Origin of the sequence: Prevotella melaninogenica ATCC 25845, assembly GCF_000144405.1 — a bacterium.
Classification (GTDB): domain Bacteria; phylum Bacteroidota; class Bacteroidia; order Bacteroidales; family Bacteroidaceae; genus Prevotella; species Prevotella melaninogenica.
On record NC_014370.1, the window covers coordinates 553,280 to 568,123 of the forward strand.

Sequence of the window (14,844 nt, forward strand, 5' to 3'; positions counted from 1 at the left end):
TAAGTAAAGGCTGCTTCATGACTCTAATGTATGGAGGATGAAGCAGCCTTTATAGTTTGTCTCTAATGTTTACTTCTTGAGGAGCCTGATACCTACATCGCTGATACCAGGAAGTGACTCACGGCTCATGATATGACGTATCGTGACGTGCATAGAGTCATTGCGATTGAGGCGGAATGCGGTAATTGCCTGACGTATTTCAGTATTTGAGATACCTTTCTGTCCTACCAATATTCCCTTATCATTGATAATCTCACAATTAATAGTATCATTATATGTCTTTTCTCGCTTCTTCCGTTGTCTGTAGTAGATTACCTTCCGTTCAATAATCATACTTATGTTGCGGTAAGGATAAGTCTGTGCAGCACGTAGGCAGAGGTCTAATTGGTAGTTACCTTCCCATTGGCGAGGGATATCAAAAGAAAGTGTATCATTGCGTGACCACCCCTGTAGTGACACACTTCTATATTGGTCATAGGTGCGTGGGTCACTGCATGAAGCAGCACCCATGGTAATTACCATGAGTGCTATGATATATAATAAGGTGGAAACCTTATGTCTCATTCTTGTTTTCTTTCTGTTTGCTGAGGCTGTCTGCCTTCATATCTATTGTTCTGTGGAGTAGCTTCGCTCTGTTGTTGTGCAGGACGAGGACCGTTATAAGGACGACGATTACCATTCTGAGGGCGACGGTTATCGTTCTGTGGACGTCTGTTGTCATTTGGCTGACGGTAGTTGTCCTGTCCATCACGCTGATTTCGACGGTCGTCGCGTTGTGGTCTACCACCTTGCTGTCCGTTGTTGTTGCGTGGTTGGTTGTTCTTTTTGCGTTTCTTAGCCTTATCAAATCGACTGAGGTCAGCACCAGCAAGGAGGTCAACAGGCTTCTTAGCTGGTTTTGCCTTACCATCTTCAAGGAGCGAAAGAGGCTTCTCACCACGTCGGTTGAGTTCGATAATCTCCTTTGCACGCTCCGCACTGATGGTCTCGAGGTTTGCTGCAAGGTTCTTATCGGTAGAGTAGGTGCATTGACCATTGAGGATATCCGTCTTGAAGAGATGGTATTCGCCATCCATTGTCTCCAAGATAACCTCCCTACTTGGAAGCTTTCTGCCTGCCTCCATATAGTCGTCAACCTCATAGTTCAGGCAACATTTTAGCTTAGCACACATACCCGCCAGTTTGGTTGGGTTGAGTGAGATGTCCTGAATACGGGCAGCTGTGGTCGAAACACTGGAGAAATTCTTCATCCAAGTAGCACAGCAAAGCTCACGACCACATGGACCTGTACCGCCAATGCGTCCTGCTTCCTGTCGTGCACCAATCTGTTTCATTTCGATTCGTACGTGGAAGGCAGCAGCAAGGTCCTTGATAAGCTGGCGGAAGTCGACACGTTCGTCGGCAATGTAGTAGAAGATAGCTTTGTTTCCATCGCCCTGATACTCTACGTCGCCAATCTTCATCTTCAGTCCTAAACCCTTCGCAATCTGTCGGCTCTCAATCATTGTAGCGTGTTCACGTGCTTTTGCCTCGTGATACTTTTGCATATCAACTTCTTTTGCAAGTCGATAGACACGTTTGATGTCGTCTGGTGACTTCACACTTGACGACTTCTTAATCTGCAGTTTAACGAGTCGTCCTGTCAGTGTAACGACTCCGATATCGTGTCCAGGGTTAGCTTCTACAGCCACGATGTCACCCTTCTTTAGGTCAAGATTGTTGACATTGTGATAGTAACCCTTACGAGTATTCTTGAATTGAACCTCAACAAGGTCAGTTGTCTGGTTGTTTCCAGGCACGTCAGCTAACCAGTCAAACGTGTTTAACTGGTGGTTTTGTCTGCCACAACCTTTGTGGCATAAGCCTCGGTCGCAACCATGCCAGACCTTGAATTTCATATCTTTGTAATCCATTGATTGTTTCTTTTTGTTTATATATATGTTGTAAGCCTCCAAGTTCCTCTTTGCTTGTAGAGTTTGGTAGGCTGTGATAAGCAATGATTAATTATATAGTACAGGTTTCAAGCATATAACTTGTCAACTTGTTAACTCGTCTACTTGTTCACCTGTCCACTCGTCTACTTCTTCAACAACAGCACAATGAGTTTCAATGCCATGTCATAGAAGACAATCTTAGCGTTTGCATTCTGTCCGATATCACGATTAGCACGCTGGAAGAGTTCGTTGATTTCAATGACGTTTGCCTCGTTGATGAATCGTGCGAAGTTCTTAGCGAAGTTCTCTTCCTCCAAAGTCATGTAGTTGAGTTCGGGCGTTTGGAAGTTAAACATGAAGTTCTCGCGCACTTGCTGTTGGAAGTAAGTAAGCATACGACGCTCTTTCTCACGTCCATATCCTGCTACAACCTCGCTCCAACGTTTGAGGTCTTTGACGTTACGAAGGTAACATAGGCGCATAAGCATTTGGAACATGTTGTGGAATTCACGGTTTTCATTACCCGTATCCATTGCTTCCAATGCTTTCAGCCAACTACCATTTGCGATACGAGCAATGCGGTGTGCCGCATCAGTATCAATCCCCCTTTTGTTGATGAGTGCTTGTTCAATCGCCTCATCGTTGATGCGTTTCACATCAATACGCTGTGTACGGCTGATGATAGTTTCGAGAAGTTTCTCTGGTTCTTCGCATACCATGAGGAAGATAGTGCCCTGTGGTGGCTCCTCTAATAGCTTCAATAGCTTATTGGCTGAGGTGAGATTCATTCGTTCTGGCAGCCAGATGATAGACACCTTATAGCCCCCCTGACTTGATTTCAACGCCAAAACGCGTGACAGTTCGTCGCTCTCAGCACCCGTGATGATAGCCTGCTGTGTGGTAGCCCCCATCTGATTCATCCATTGATTCATGGTGAAGTAAGTCCCTTGCATGATGAGTCCGTGCCATTCCTTCGCAAAGTCTGCACTTACAGGTTGGTGTTCACCACTCATGCTCGGTAGTTTGATGGTAGGATAAGAGAAGTGAAGGTCAGGATGTTCCCAGTTTCGAAGCATGGCACGAGCATTTGATACGGTTGATGACGTAGCTTCCTCAGCTTCGTCACCAGCAAGCAAATAGCTGGCAAAAGCCATTGCAAGTGCCATCTTACCCGCCCCTTGTGGTCCGCAGAAAAGCAAGGCATGGGGCAGACGGTCTTCTTTAACCATCTGAATAAGCCGTTCCTTAACTGCTTCTTGTCCTATAACTTCTGAAAAGTTCATCTTCTCTTGTATTCTTTTTTATTTGCTGTTCTGTTTCAGAAGACCAGTTTCTACCAACCGTTTCATTACCTCGTGCACACTGCTCACCGCCGAAACGGTATAGAAATGTACGTTGTTGAAACCATGTGCATAAAGGTCTTTCACCTGTCTAACAGCCCACTCAATACCTAACAGGCGTGCCTCCTCGTCCGACTTACACAGTAAAGCTAATCCAGCAAGCTCTTCTGGGATGTCACAATGGAATGTCTTTGGAACGACATTCAGCTGGGATAGCTTTGCAAAAGGCTTAATTCCTGGTATGATGGGAATGGTAACGCCCATCTTACGAGCCTGATCAACGAAGTTATAGAACTTCTCATTGTCGTAGAAAAGCTGTGTAACGGCAAATGTTGCACCAAGATCCTGCTTCATCTTGAGGTAACGTAGGTCCTGTTCAAGGTTAGGTGCTTCCTCATGTTTCTCTGGATAACATGCCACACCATACACGAAAGGCTTACCTGGGTGCTTCATTGTAGACCCATCAGTGAATATACCTTCGTTGAAACTGTTTACTTGTTCAATCAGTTCTGTCGTATGACTATGACCGCCTTCTGTCGGTGTAAAGAATCGGTCTTCGCGCGCTTTATCGCCACGCAGAAGCATCAAGTTCTCTATACCAAGAAACTGTAAATCGAGTAATTCGTACTCAATATCTTCTTTCGTTGCACCCGAGCATATCACATGAGGAATGACAGGAATGCCATACCTTTGCTGGATAGCAGCTGCAATGGCTACCGTTCCAGGTCGACGACGTATACTCTGGCGTTCCAATAGTCCGTCTTCGCGCTCGTGATATACGAACTCACTATGGTGAGTGGTTATGTTTATGAAGCTCGGATTAAACTCCTTGAGCTGATCAATATTGCGGAAAAGAGACGCTGTTCCATTACCCTTCAAAGGGGGAAGAACCTCAAACGAGAAATGTTTCTCGTCGGTCTCATCATTCAGTAATTGCTTTATATCTGTTATGTTGTTGCCCATTTGGCTACAAAGTTAGTAAATAAATGTGAGAAAAAGGATAGGTTTGGATAAGTAAAACGGTTAAAGAGTAAAAAGTAAAAGCGTATTTATGGTTCTTCCGAAATATGGAGTGATAAACTAAAAGTCTTATATAATAGGCACACGGAGTCACGGAGGGGATGGAGGTAAACGCAATATTACGGAGGTGCCGACGGCACAAAGAGCAACGGAGATGTAGCCTACAGATTCTTGATAAATATTTTGGAATAAACGTTTTGTATATAAATTGTTAATAGAATTGGCAAACAAGCTCCGTCGCTCTATGTACCGACGGTGCCTCCGTGACTTCCATTGCTTTGTTTTAATAATCCTCCGTCCTCTCCGTCCCTCCGTGTGACATTTCATCAGAAACCTAACCTTAAGTGGTAAGACTCATCACTCAAAATCCTGAAGACCCATATATCTATCTGTCTTCTACAAACAACGTATTCTCTTATTAGTTGAAGTTTGTAAACTATTTTCATACTCTTCAAAATCAACACATGCTTTTTTGGCTTCTAAAAGACGCCCAACTGGCTTGCAAAAGACGCCCTTTAAGCCCCTTACTAACGCCCTTTTGAAGTCCAATTAAGCACCTTTTACTTTACTATTTTATAACTAATTGATTTGCTGTTGGTTGCAAATCTACTTCTTGTATATGCTTTTGTCGTTATTTATAGATGTTTTTCTTGAAATTATGTAATAATTTTTCAAACCCTTGCCTACGGTTTTTCGAAGTCTTAAAATGAAAAGGTTTTTAATAAAAGGAGATGATAATAGGGTAGATAGTTGACTGTCTTTGCCATGTTTTTGCTTAATGAGTAACTTCTGTTCTTTTGTTAAAGCAATACGAAAAGCGTCCAAACATTTGGACGGAAGAACGATTTATTCTTCTAAAAATAGCAATGTGGGTAAGGGAAAAACTTGCTTTAGGTGTATTAATAAGTAGATGCATCTTCCCTAAAAGGGAAACATTGCTCGTAAAGTTGGTAATATTTCGACTTACTACTAATTATATGAAAAGAGTTTTTATGGCAATTATTGCCTTGGCAATGGCTGTGAATATGATGGCCGGTGACTTTGTGAAAGTAAAGAACGGACGCTTTGTTCGTGGTGGAAAACCCTACTATTATGTGGGAACAAACTTCTGGTATGGACCTATACTTGGCTCTGAAGGACCAGGAGGAGACCGTGTGCGTCTTCGTCGCGAACTCGATGAGATGCAGCGTTTGGGTATTGATAACCTCCGTATTTTGGTTGGTGCAGATGGTTTGCCCGGTGTTGAGGATAAGATAGAGCCTGTTTTACAGTCTCGTCCGGGTGTATATAACGATTCTATTCTTGCAGGATTAGACTATCTTTTAACTGAGATGAGCAAGCGAAAGATGGTTGCTGTACTTTATCTTACCAACTCTTGGGAATGGAGTGGGGGCTATGGTGCTTATTTGGAGTGGGCTGATGAGGGACCTGCTTTGATTCCACGTAGAGACGGCTATGGCGCTTATACAAAGTTTGCCAGCAAGTTTGCGGCTAATCAGAAGGCACATTTAATGTTCTATGAGCATATTCGCTTCATCCTTAGTCGTACCAACCGATACTCTGGTATCAAGTATGTTGATGACCCTACCATCATGTCTTGGCAGATTTGTAACGAGCCTCGTGCCTTTTCAAAGGAAGCTTTGCCAGAGTTTGAGAAGTGGCTTTCAGAGGCAACAGCACTCGTTCGCAGTCTTGATCAGAACCATCTGATAAGCCTTGGAAGTGAAGGTGTCTTCGGTTGTGAGCGTGATTATGGCTGCTTTGAGCGTATCTGTGCAGATAAGAATGTGGACTATTGCAATATTCACATTTGGCCATACAACTGGCAATGGGCAAGAAAGACACATCTAAAAGAGGACCTTAAGGCAAGTTTTAAGCAGACACAAGAATATATCGACAACCATCTTGCCATCTGCAAGCGTCTTAATAAGCCACTTGTTCTTGAAGAGTTCGGTTATCCTCGTGATGGTTTCTCATTCTCATTGAAGAGTACAACAAAGGCTCGCGACGCTTATTACAAGTATGTTATGGAAGCTGTTGCAGAGAACGCAGCGAACGGTGGACTTCTTGTTGGTTGTAACTTCTGGGGTTGGGGTGGTTATGGAAAACCTCGTCATGAGCGTTGGCAGGCAGGAGACGACTTCACCTGCGATCCTGCACACGAGCCACAAGGATTCTACAGTGTGTTTGCATCAGACAAATCAACACAAAAGATAATCCAGAAACAGACAAAGCGAATGTCTGAAATTAAGTAAAATGATAGGCTAAAGCTGTTGTTTGAACTTTGTAAAGTTAAGGTTTAATAAGTCTAAACCTATTTTTTACATAAGCCAAACAACAGCTTTATAGTTGATATAAACCGCGATATAGAAACTGATGGATAGTTTCTTGTTATCTATTAGTAGGAATAGAGTAGGAATAAAGGTGAAAGTCAGTTGTGTAATCATCCGATATGACAATCTTCTCTCTGTCTTTTAGAGGAGAATGAAACAATGCCTTTCTATCAGTTTTCTTGGTAATCTACTGATTAAAGTGTAACTTTGCAGTACAAATGAGACCATAGATTGGTTTCGTTATTATAAAGTTTGATACATCAAAATAGCAATAAAAAATGGAAATGTTTAAGTTTAATCCTCTTTTAAAGTCTATCCTTTGGGGTGGAGAAAAGATAGTACCTTTCAAGCATTTGACTTCTGATCAGAAGCAGGTGGGCGAAAGCTGGGAAATTTCAGGTGTTAAGGACAACGAGAGTGTTGTCTCTAATGGCGAATATAAAGGCTGGACACTGAACAAACTTGTTGAGACTTTGAAGGATAAACTGGTGGGTAAGGAGAACTATGAACGCTTTGGCAATGAGTTCCCTCTGCTTGTTAAGTTCATTGATGCACGCGAGCAGCTTTCTATTCAGGTTCATCCAACGGACGAGCAGGCACAAGCACAGGGCTTGGGTCGTGGTAAGACAGAGATGTGGTATGTGATGGACAGTGATGCTGATGCCTCTCTCCGCAGCGGTTTGAAGCAGCAGATTACACCAGAACAATACAAGGAAATGGTTGAAAATGATACCATTACTGAGGCTTTGTCTGAATATCCAGTAAAGGAAGGCGATGTATTCTTCTTGCCAGCAGGTCGTATTCACTCTATCGGTGCAGGCTGTTTCTTGGCAGAGATTCAGGAGACAAGCGACGTAACCTACCGTATCTATGACTTCAAGCGTCAGGATGCAGCGGGCAATTATCGCCAGTTACATACCAAGGAAGCAGCTGAGTGCATCGATTATACCGTCTATCCAGACTATCGCACACAGTATGAAGCACGTCAGAATGAGCCTGTAGAACTCGTTAGCTGTCCTTACTTCACCACTTCTGTCTATGACCTTACAGAGCCAATGACACTCGATTATAGTGATTTGGACTCTTTTGTAATCTTCGTTGGACTCAAGGGTGAGGGTGAAATTACTGATGCTGAAGGCAATACTATTTCTTTCCGTGCAGGTGAGAGTGTACTCCTTCCAGCTACAGCAACCACTGTGAAGGTTTCAGGAACAGTTAAGTTCTTGGAGTCTTACGTATAAATAAGCATATTAAAGACCACTTCAGCTGAGTTTTCATGGTGTTGATAAACTGCTAATAGTGGTGTAGATTGCATAAAATTAGCTCTCCTTTTCGTGTGAAGAGGAGAGCTATTTTTATTTTATAGATTTGCTTTTAGTTAGATATTAGCGTCTTACGATCTCCATTATAACGACCTGAATGCCTCTCATTTCCTATCTTCGGTCAGTGTATTAAGGTCACGCACACATGGTGCTAAGGCTTAACACATATGGTGTTCATGGTAAGCACCATTGGTGCGGGTGGTAGATAGCATTAAAAAGAAGCCCCCTTTCCATGTGAAAAGGAGGCTCGTTATAGTTCTATAGATACTATCTTTCTTTATTCTTTATCTTCTTTCTTTTCCTCAGCAATAGCCGGTATGTTTTCTACCTGAACCCCATCACCCTCTTTGGTGACATATCTTTGCCAGTAAGCAATGATAAGAGTAGTGAGTGGTAGGGCTATGATAAGTCCGATAAAGCCCAAGAGTGCACCCCAAACAGAGAGAGAGAGGAGTAGAATAGCTGGGTTGAGACCCATTGCTTTACCCATGACCTTTGGTGTTATCACCATATCCATTAGCAGCTGTACAACCGCAAAAACAATTAGTGCAGAGGCAAAGATAATCCAGAAATTCTGTCCTGTATCAGCAGCTTTGAGCAATGCAAGGAAAGCTGTTGGGATAAGTGCAAAGGTGTGAAGATAAGGGACGAGGTTAAGAATACCAATAAGGATTCCCATACCGATAGCCATTGGGAAATCAATAATGGTAAAGCCAATGCAGAAGAGTATACCCATACAGAGTGAAACTAATCCCTGTCCACGTATGTAATTATTCAATTCTCGCTCAGCATCTTCTGCCAATCCAGCCCAGAAAGGACGTACGTTCTTTGGGAATATCTTAATCCAATTGTTAGTCAACACCTCATAATCAAGCAGGATAAAGAAGGTATAGAGTAGAGTGATACATGATGCAATGATAGAAATCAGGATACTTGCCGTCTGACCTATTACAGAGAATAACTTCGGCATAGCGGTCTTAATCGTGTTTGTGAAGTCTGAACTTTTTAAGAATCTTTCTATTTCTGTCTGATTCTCCCTAATCCATTTCTGTATCATTGTCGCTATGTCATTGGTATGTGTCGTCTCATGTAGATAGCGATTGACAATCGTCATAAACTTATCAACCTGATTGATCATTGGTGGAACGATGAACATGAAGATGGCAGTAAAGAGTGCTGCAACCAATATAAAGGTGATGATTATGCTCAAAGCTCTGCCTGGAATGTGGAGTTTATATTGTACAAACTTCACGATAGGATAGAGGAGGTAGGCTATTAGCCATGCTATAAAGAATGGTAAAAGAACCTCAGATAGTGCATTGATGATAAATCCAACTGCTAAAACGGCAAGTGCTATCAATGCCCAGCGTATGAACTTATCAAAAGTAATTGTTTGTCTCATATGTCTTTTTAAACGTTTTTGTTTGCTTCATCCTGTGTTGCCTTCTTGTAGCAGTCACGGCATAGAGGCTCATATTCCTGCTGCTCTCCGAGCATAACACGACGGTCGTCAGCAATGAGACGGTGGCTAACGTATGCCAACGCGCCACACTTCACACAGATTGCGTGTACCTTTGTTACCTCGTCTGCAATAGCACAAAGAGCTGGGATAGGACCGAAAGGAATACCCTTAAAGTCCATGTCGAGTCCTGCAACGATGACACGTACACCGTTATTTGCCAACTTATTGCAGATATCAGTGAGTCCCTCGTCTAAGAATTGTGCCTCGTCAATACCCACGACATCAATGTCTGAGGCAAGAAGAAGAATGTTGCCAGAAGAGTCGATAGGTGTAGAATGGATGCTGTTCTGGTCATGACTGACTACATCCTCGTCTGAATAGCGTGTGTCAATAGAAGGTTTGAAAATCTCAACCCTCTGTTTTGCGAACTTTGCACGTTTCATACGACGGATGAGTTCTTCGGTTTTACCAGAGAACATACTTCCACAAATCACTTCAATGCGTCCTTGACGACGTCTTTCACCGTTATGGTTGTCTATCTTTGTCATAATCATTGCAAAGATATATAATTTAAAAAGAATAGATAAACGTTAAGCGTTAAAAGTTATTGAGGAAGTGTGTTCTTTGTCTTCTTAGCGGAAAATAAAAGAGAACTGAAAGTTAATTTGTAGAATGAAGTTGTATTTTTTCGTAGATAGTAGTATTTATTCTTTAAAATTATAACATCATTGTTACTTTGTCTTTTTCCTTGCAAACGGACATGATTGTTATGTAAAAAAAGCTAATTTATTTTGTCCTTCTGTTCATTTACTTTACATTTGCAACCAACAATGGGAACATTATATCTCGTACCGACACCAGTTGGAAACATGGAGGATATGACCCTCCGTGCTATCAGAATCCTGAAGGAGGCTGATTTAGTTTTGTGTGAGGATACTCGTACATCGGGTATCTTGTTGAAACATTTTGAGATTAAGAATCGTCTTATGTCTCATCATAAATTCAATGAACATGCAAGTTCTGCTGGTATAGTCAATAGATTAAAAGCTGGTGAGACGGTTGCACTGATCTCAGATGCGGGAACTCCGGGTATTAGTGACCCAGGATTCTTCCTCGCTCGTGAGGCTGCAGCCAATGGAATAACTGTTCAGACGCTTCCGGGAGCTACCGCTTTCGTACCAGCATTGGTGTCAAGTGGCTTGCCTTGTGACCGTTTCTGCTTCGAAGGATTCCTCCCTCAGAAGAAGGGACGTAAGACTCATTTAGAGAGTTTGGCTGAAGAAACGCGTACAATGATATTCTATGAGTCACCTTATAGAGTTGTGAAGACCTTGGAACAGTTTGCTGAGGTGTTTGGAGCAGAGCGACAAGTAAGTTGTTGTCGTGAGATTTCAAAGCTGCATGAAGAGAGCGTTCGAGGTACATTGGATGAAGTAATAGCCCACTTCAAAGAGACAGAACCACGTGGTGAGTTTGTCATTGTAGTGGCAGGAAAAGAAAAAGTAAAGTCTTCTGAAAGGAAGAAACAAACGGATAAAATAAATAATGTATGAATAAACTTTTAGTTTTAGCAGTATGTGGAGTACTTGCACTGGCATCCTGCAATCAAGGAAAGAAGTCGGCTTTGAATCCATCCGAAATACAGAATGATTCATTGCGTAATATTATCGACGCACGTGATCACGAGATTAACGATATGATGGGAACGCTGAATGATATTCAGCAGGGTTTTGCTGCTATCAACGAAGCAGAGAATCGTGTGACGATTGCTAAGAATGGTGAGGCTGCTAACAAGACAGAACAGATGAAGGAGAATATCCAATTCATCGCTCAGCGTATGCAGGAAAACCGTGAACTCATCAAGAAGTTGCAACAGCAGTTACGCGAGACAGGCTTTAAGGGTGATGCAATGAAGGAAACTCTTAGCCGTCTGACAAATCAATTGAGCGCAAAGGAGACTGAGTTGAAGCAGTTGCGTGCTGAGTTGGAGTCAAAGAATATCCATATCAAGGAACTTGATGAGACTATCACTGGTTTGAATACGGATGTTACTAATCTCAAGACTGATAAGGAGAACCTTACAGCAGAGAAGGAAAACCTCACCAAGGAGAAAGAGAATCTCCAGACAGAGAGCAACCAGAAGACAGAGACTATCAATACACAGGACAAGCAGTTGAACACTGGTTGGTATGTATTCGGTACTAAGAGCGAGTTGAAGGCACAGCGCATCCTCGATGGAGGTAAGGTTCTTCAGGGTTCTTTCAACAAGGGTTACTTCACAAAGATTGATATCCGTGTTAATAAGGAAATCAAGCTTTACAGCAAGAGTGCACATCTGTTGACTGCTCATCCAAGCAGCAGCTACACGCTGACAACTGATACAAACGGACAGTATGTACTCCGTATCACTGACCCACAGACCTTCTGGAGCACAAGCAAGTACTTGGTTATTCAGGTTAGATAATCACAGAAAACAAAATAAGAAAAGAGGCATTCTCACCGTGAGGATGCCTCTTTTCTTATGTCTTCAAATCAAATGAGAGTGGTAATAGCTATTTTCTGTGTGCTTTCTTTTTATAGCCTCGCACTCTACAAAGCTCAAAGAGGATCTTATGTCTTCGGAACTTCATCTTTTAGTTCTGCTAATTTCGAGCTAAACAGCAAGCTGAGCGTGATAAAGCCTGCACCTATTGCCAGTCCGATATACTGAATGTTATGAAGCAAGGTAAGGATGAATTCTGATTCAGTTCCATTGATATATCTATCAAAGATAGTGGGTAGCGTGAAGCTTGCAAGCGTCACTATACAGCCCAAAACAACACCGACAGCAAGCAGTTTTAGCGACATCAGTTTGTTCTTTCGGCTCTCCGCACGTTGATATGCCTTGACTTCTTCGATGAGTTCCATCTGTCGTTGCAGTCTTTGCATGAAGGCATTGTCATCCGACAGTTGTGGATGATAGTCCGCCAGTAAGTCTTTCAAGAATTTATCTTCGTTCATCTTTCCAAAATATGTTTAAGTTCTTGCCGTCCACGTGAGAGTTGTTTCTTAATCGCATCCTCACTGTTTTCGGTTATCTCTGCAATCTCTTTTATCTGATAACCCTGCATATAATAAAGCAGGATACTTGTGCGCATTGTCTCCGAGAGCGTTGCCAAAGCACTGTGTAGTTCTTGATAGCGGAAGGCATCATCACTCTTACTGTTTCCTTGGAGCGTGATAGCCTTTTCAAGGGGTAGTTCCTGCTGGTGTTTCTGTTTGCGACGAGAATCTATGAAGACACGATAAGTAATTTTCATTAGCCAAGCCGAGAACTGTCCACGTTCGTCATATTGACTACTGCGAAGGTAGGCTTTGATGAGAGCCTCTTGAGCAATATCGTCAGCTTCAGCACCATTGCCGCAGCATAAAGCCGTCAGGAACCGGCGTAGATGTGCCTGTTCCCGACCGACCTGTTCGACGAATTGTTCTCTTGTCATAATAACCTAATCGTTGTCTTTCAAGTTTTCCAATGTCTTTTTGGCATTGTTATAGGCAGCCAACAGCCCGCATCCTACTGCTAATGGGACAATACCAAATACAGAGCCAAGGGGAATAAAGGCGCCATCAAAGTCTTGCAGGATGCTCAGAACTACGACAACCAAGATGGTTGCTATACCACCAATCATGCAAATTGTTCCCCAAAGAACTTCATAATGCATTATTTTAAGCATTTTCTCTTTGTATGATTCCTTTGGAGGATTCAGTTTGTTGAGGAACTCCTGTATGTCTATGTCAGGGTTCTTCTCGATAATTGCCATTGCTATTTCGCTTCTTTTATCTGTTTCATGTTGCTTGTTTCGTTGGGTAAGCCAGACGTATAGGATAGGAAGAGCAACTACAAGCCCCATAGGGATTAGGTCACTAATAAGCGCGCCGAGTAATAAAATATTCATAATCTTAATCTTTTAAGTATGTTATACATTTGGTTTTCTTTCTGAACCGATTCACTTGTATAACGTTATTGGTTTGTAAAAGGTGACATCAAAGGCATAATTTTATTTGTTTTATGGTATTAATTGTATTCTTGATAATGGCTCTTTTTTATGTTTACAACAGCTTTTGAGCAAATTATTTACATGAAAAGAAATTTTTATTTTCATGAAGAAAAATAATTATTTACACGACAATAAATATTTATTTTCATGAAAATAATTCGTTAGCGTGTAGCTATAAGAGGTTAAAAGGGCATCTATCAGCAGTTTATCTCTTACCTCTAATATTCGTAGAGAGCACAGGTGAAATCCTTTCTCTTTCCTTTCTATATCTTTATTAGTATCACGAAAAGAGGTGATGTCTTAACTCCTTTTACTCCCTTTCACTCCTTAACTCCTCGATCCCTACCTTCTCTCTTGAAAGAATCGCTGCATCAAGGCACGACATTCTTCTTCCATCACACCGTAAGTAACATTAGCTTTTGGGTGAAAGGCTTTGGGTGCATACTCGTGATAGCCTCGTTTTTCATCGGGACAACCGTAGACAATGCGTTGGAGTTGTGCCCAGCCTATAGCACCAGCACACATGATGCAAGGTTCAACAGTCACATATAGCGTACAATCCTGTAGGTACTTACCCCCTAACTCGTTGGCAGCCATGGTTATTGCTTGCATTTCAGCATGCGCAGTGACGTCATTGAGCGTCTCTGTCAGGTTATGGGCACGAGCGATGATACGGTCGCGACACACCACAACAGCACCAATAGGGATTTCACCTTCTTTATAAGCCGCTTCGGCTTCAGCTAATGCACGCTGCATAAAGTATAGGTCTTTCTTGCTTTGTTCTTCTGTACTCATACTGCAAAAATACGGGTTTTATTTTGATTTTACGAAAGATTATTCTAACTTTGTGCGTGAATATTAATGTACACAATTCTTGACGGGAGTGATAAAGTTTAAGGATTTTAGAAGAAGTAGGCAATACCTTTGTTTCATCCGTAAATCGATTTGATACGTATAAAGAATTATCTTATCTCCTTCTAATAGTCTGAACTTCTAAAACTTCTGCAAGTTGAGGAAAGAAAGACGCATGGCATACCATAACGAATTAGGTAAATGGGGAGAGGATGTGGCGGTAAGCTATCTCCAACAGTTGGGTTATGTCATTCTTCATCGTGATTGGGATTATCATCATCGAGACTTAGATATTGTTGCAATAGATAATGGTACGCTGGTTATCGTTGAGGTAAAGACCCGAAAGAATGAGCAGTTTGCTGATGCTGATGAGGCTGTCACCGTGCAGAAAGTGCGTTCGCTCTCGATAGCTGCCAATGCATATGTCAAGCGATATAATATCAATTTGGATATCCGCTTTGATATAATCACTGTCGTAGGGCAGCCAACAGGAACCAATGAAGTGCGCCACGTGAAGGATGCCTTTCTTCCATTCATATAAAGA

At 42.1% G+C, this 14,844-nt stretch carries 15 protein-coding genes; 5 read left to right on the top strand and 10 right to left on the bottom strand.

Annotated features, from left to right (window positions below; translation table 11 throughout):
• Window positions 1-69: 69 nt before the first annotated feature.
• The 4 genes from HMPREF0659_RS02145 to HMPREF0659_RS02160 all read right to left on the bottom strand — a co-directional run bounded on the left by HMPREF0659_RS02145 (window position 70) and on the right by HMPREF0659_RS02160 (window position 4,237).
• Window positions 70-564, bottom strand: coding sequence for a gliding motility lipoprotein GldH (locus HMPREF0659_RS02145; protein ID WP_013264748.1), 495 nt, complete (start codon window positions 562-564; stop codon window positions 70-72).
• Window positions 561-1,913: a PSP1 domain-containing protein gene (locus tag HMPREF0659_RS02150; RefSeq protein WP_013263993.1), complete on the bottom strand. Its 1,353-nt coding sequence runs from the start codon at window positions 1,911-1,913 to the stop codon at window positions 561-563. Before HMPREF0659_RS02150 ends, HMPREF0659_RS02145 begins: the two co-directional genes overlap by 4 nt.
• A 164-nt stretch (window positions 1,914-2,077) precedes the next feature.
• On the bottom strand, window positions 2,078-3,217 hold the full coding sequence (locus HMPREF0659_RS02155) for a DNA polymerase III subunit (RefSeq protein WP_013264928.1): 1,140 nt from the start codon (window positions 3,215-3,217) through the stop codon (window positions 2,078-2,080).
• Between the two features lie 18 nt (window positions 3,218-3,235).
• A complete protein-coding gene (locus HMPREF0659_RS02160; RefSeq protein WP_013264730.1) occupies window positions 3,236-4,237 on the bottom strand; it encodes a methylenetetrahydrofolate reductase in 1,002 nt (333 codons plus the stop codon).
• A 1,049-nt stretch (window positions 4,238-5,286) separates the two neighbouring features.
• Between HMPREF0659_RS02160 and HMPREF0659_RS02165 the strand changes: the two genes are divergently transcribed.
• Complete coding sequence (locus HMPREF0659_RS02165) at window positions 5,287-6,549, top strand: glycoside hydrolase 5 family protein (protein ID WP_013264862.1); 1,263 nt, start codon at window positions 5,287-5,289, stop codon at window positions 6,547-6,549.
• A gap of 356 nt (window positions 6,550-6,905) precedes the next feature.
• Window positions 6,906-7,868 (top strand): type I phosphomannose isomerase catalytic subunit, encoded by a 963-nt coding sequence (locus HMPREF0659_RS02170; RefSeq protein WP_013264009.1) that lies wholly within the window; start codon window positions 6,906-6,908, stop codon window positions 7,866-7,868.
• Between the two features lie 358 nt (window positions 7,869-8,226).
• On the opposite strand, the gene HMPREF0659_RS02175 is transcribed toward HMPREF0659_RS02170, so the two are convergent.
• Together HMPREF0659_RS02175 and HMPREF0659_RS02180 are read right to left on the bottom strand one after the other, a co-directional pair.
• On the bottom strand, window positions 8,227-9,351 hold the full coding sequence (locus HMPREF0659_RS02175) for an AI-2E family transporter (protein ID WP_013263952.1): 1,125 nt from the start codon (window positions 9,349-9,351) through the stop codon (window positions 8,227-8,229).
• 8 nt (window positions 9,352-9,359) lie between these two features.
• Window positions 9,360-9,959 carry a thymidine kinase gene (locus HMPREF0659_RS02180; RefSeq protein WP_013264857.1) on the bottom strand — a complete coding sequence of 200 codons (600 nt, stop codon included), beginning with the start codon at window positions 9,957-9,959 and terminating at the stop codon, window positions 9,360-9,362.
• A 282-nt stretch (window positions 9,960-10,241) separates the two neighbouring features.
• Between HMPREF0659_RS02180 and rsmI the strand changes: the two genes are divergently transcribed.
• The gene (gene rsmI / locus HMPREF0659_RS02185; RefSeq protein ID WP_044045827.1) at window positions 10,242-10,964 is read left to right on the top strand and encodes a 16S rRNA (cytidine(1402)-2'-O)-methyltransferase; all 723 of its coding nucleotides are present in this window, start codon (window positions 10,242-10,244) and stop codon (window positions 10,962-10,964) included.
• Window positions 10,961-11,875, top strand: coding sequence for a Cbp1 family collagen-binding glycoprotein adhesin (locus tag HMPREF0659_RS02190; RefSeq protein WP_013264331.1), 915 nt, complete (start codon window positions 10,961-10,963; stop codon window positions 11,873-11,875). Before rsmI ends, HMPREF0659_RS02190 begins: the two co-directional genes overlap by 4 nt.
• A gap of 146 nt (window positions 11,876-12,021) precedes the next feature.
• On the opposite strand, the gene HMPREF0659_RS02195 is transcribed toward HMPREF0659_RS02190, so the two are convergent.
• The 4 genes from HMPREF0659_RS02195 to HMPREF0659_RS02210 all read right to left on the bottom strand — a co-directional run bounded on the left by HMPREF0659_RS02195 (window position 12,022) and on the right by HMPREF0659_RS02210 (window position 14,243).
• Window positions 12,022-12,411 carry a hypothetical protein gene (locus tag HMPREF0659_RS02195; protein WP_013264828.1) on the bottom strand — a complete coding sequence of 130 codons (390 nt, stop codon included), beginning with the start codon at window positions 12,409-12,411 and terminating at the stop codon, window positions 12,022-12,024.
• Window positions 12,408-12,890, bottom strand: a complete 483-nt coding sequence (locus HMPREF0659_RS02200) for an RNA polymerase sigma factor (protein WP_013264545.1) — start codon at window positions 12,888-12,890, stop codon at window positions 12,408-12,410. Before HMPREF0659_RS02200 ends, HMPREF0659_RS02195 begins: the two co-directional genes overlap by 4 nt.
• Before the next feature lie 6 nt (window positions 12,891-12,896).
• Window positions 12,897-13,346 carry a hypothetical protein gene (locus HMPREF0659_RS02205; RefSeq protein WP_044045828.1) on the bottom strand — a complete coding sequence of 150 codons (450 nt, stop codon included), beginning with the start codon at window positions 13,344-13,346 and terminating at the stop codon, window positions 12,897-12,899.
• A 444-nt stretch (window positions 13,347-13,790) separates the two neighbouring features.
• The gene (locus tag HMPREF0659_RS02210; RefSeq protein WP_004360453.1) at window positions 13,791-14,243 is read right to left on the bottom strand and encodes a nucleoside deaminase; all 453 of its coding nucleotides are present in this window, start codon (window positions 14,241-14,243) and stop codon (window positions 13,791-13,793) included.
• Between the two features lie 232 nt (window positions 14,244-14,475).
• Between HMPREF0659_RS02210 and HMPREF0659_RS02215 the strand changes: the two genes are divergently transcribed.
• Entirely contained in the window at window positions 14,476-14,841 is a 366-nt protein-coding gene (locus tag HMPREF0659_RS02215) for a YraN family protein (protein ID WP_004360454.1), read from the top strand.
• The last annotated feature ends 3 nt before the right edge of the window (window positions 14,842-14,844 follow it).

Excerpts from the sequence above, each read along its gene's own strand:
- HMPREF0659_RS02145 (WP_013264748.1), bottom strand. The coding sequence starts at position 564 with ATGAGACATAAGGTTTCCACCTTATTATATATCATAGCACTCATGGTA.
- HMPREF0659_RS02150 (WP_013263993.1), bottom strand. The coding sequence starts at position 1,913 with ATGGATTACAAAGATATGAAATTCAAGGTCTGGCATGGTTGCGACCGA.
- HMPREF0659_RS02155 (WP_013264928.1), bottom strand. The coding sequence starts at position 3,217 with ATGAACTTTTCAGAAGTTATAGGACAAGAAGCAGTTAAGGAACGGCTT.
- HMPREF0659_RS02160 (WP_013264730.1), bottom strand. The coding sequence starts at position 4,237 with ATGGGCAACAACATAACAGATATAAAGCAATTACTGAATGATGAGACC.
- HMPREF0659_RS02165 (WP_013264862.1), top strand. The coding sequence starts at position 5,287 with ATGGCAATTATTGCCTTGGCAATGGCTGTGAATATGATGGCCGGTGAC.
- HMPREF0659_RS02170 (WP_013264009.1), top strand. The coding sequence starts at position 6,906 with ATGGAAATGTTTAAGTTTAATCCTCTTTTAAAGTCTATCCTTTGGGGT.
- HMPREF0659_RS02175 (WP_013263952.1), bottom strand. The coding sequence starts at position 9,351 with ATGAGACAAACAATTACTTTTGATAAGTTCATACGCTGGGCATTGATA.
- HMPREF0659_RS02180 (WP_013264857.1), bottom strand. The coding sequence starts at position 9,959 with ATGACAAAGATAGACAACCATAACGGTGAAAGACGTCGTCAAGGACGC.
- rsmI (WP_044045827.1), top strand. The coding sequence starts at position 10,242 with ATGGGAACATTATATCTCGTACCGACACCAGTTGGAAACATGGAGGAT.
- HMPREF0659_RS02190 (WP_013264331.1), top strand. The coding sequence starts at position 10,961 with ATGAATAAACTTTTAGTTTTAGCAGTATGTGGAGTACTTGCACTGGCA.
- HMPREF0659_RS02195 (WP_013264828.1), bottom strand. The coding sequence starts at position 12,411 with ATGAACGAAGATAAATTCTTGAAAGACTTACTGGCGGACTATCATCCA.
- HMPREF0659_RS02200 (WP_013264545.1), bottom strand. The coding sequence starts at position 12,890 with ATGACAAGAGAACAATTCGTCGAACAGGTCGGTCGGGAACAGGCACAT.
- HMPREF0659_RS02205 (WP_044045828.1), bottom strand. The coding sequence starts at position 13,346 with ATGAATATTTTATTACTCGGCGCGCTTATTAGTGACCTAATCCCTATG.
- HMPREF0659_RS02210 (WP_004360453.1), bottom strand. The coding sequence starts at position 14,243 with ATGAGTACAGAAGAACAAAGCAAGAAAGACCTATACTTTATGCAGCGT.
- HMPREF0659_RS02215 (WP_004360454.1), top strand. The coding sequence starts at position 14,476 with ATGGCATACCATAACGAATTAGGTAAATGGGGAGAGGATGTGGCGGTA.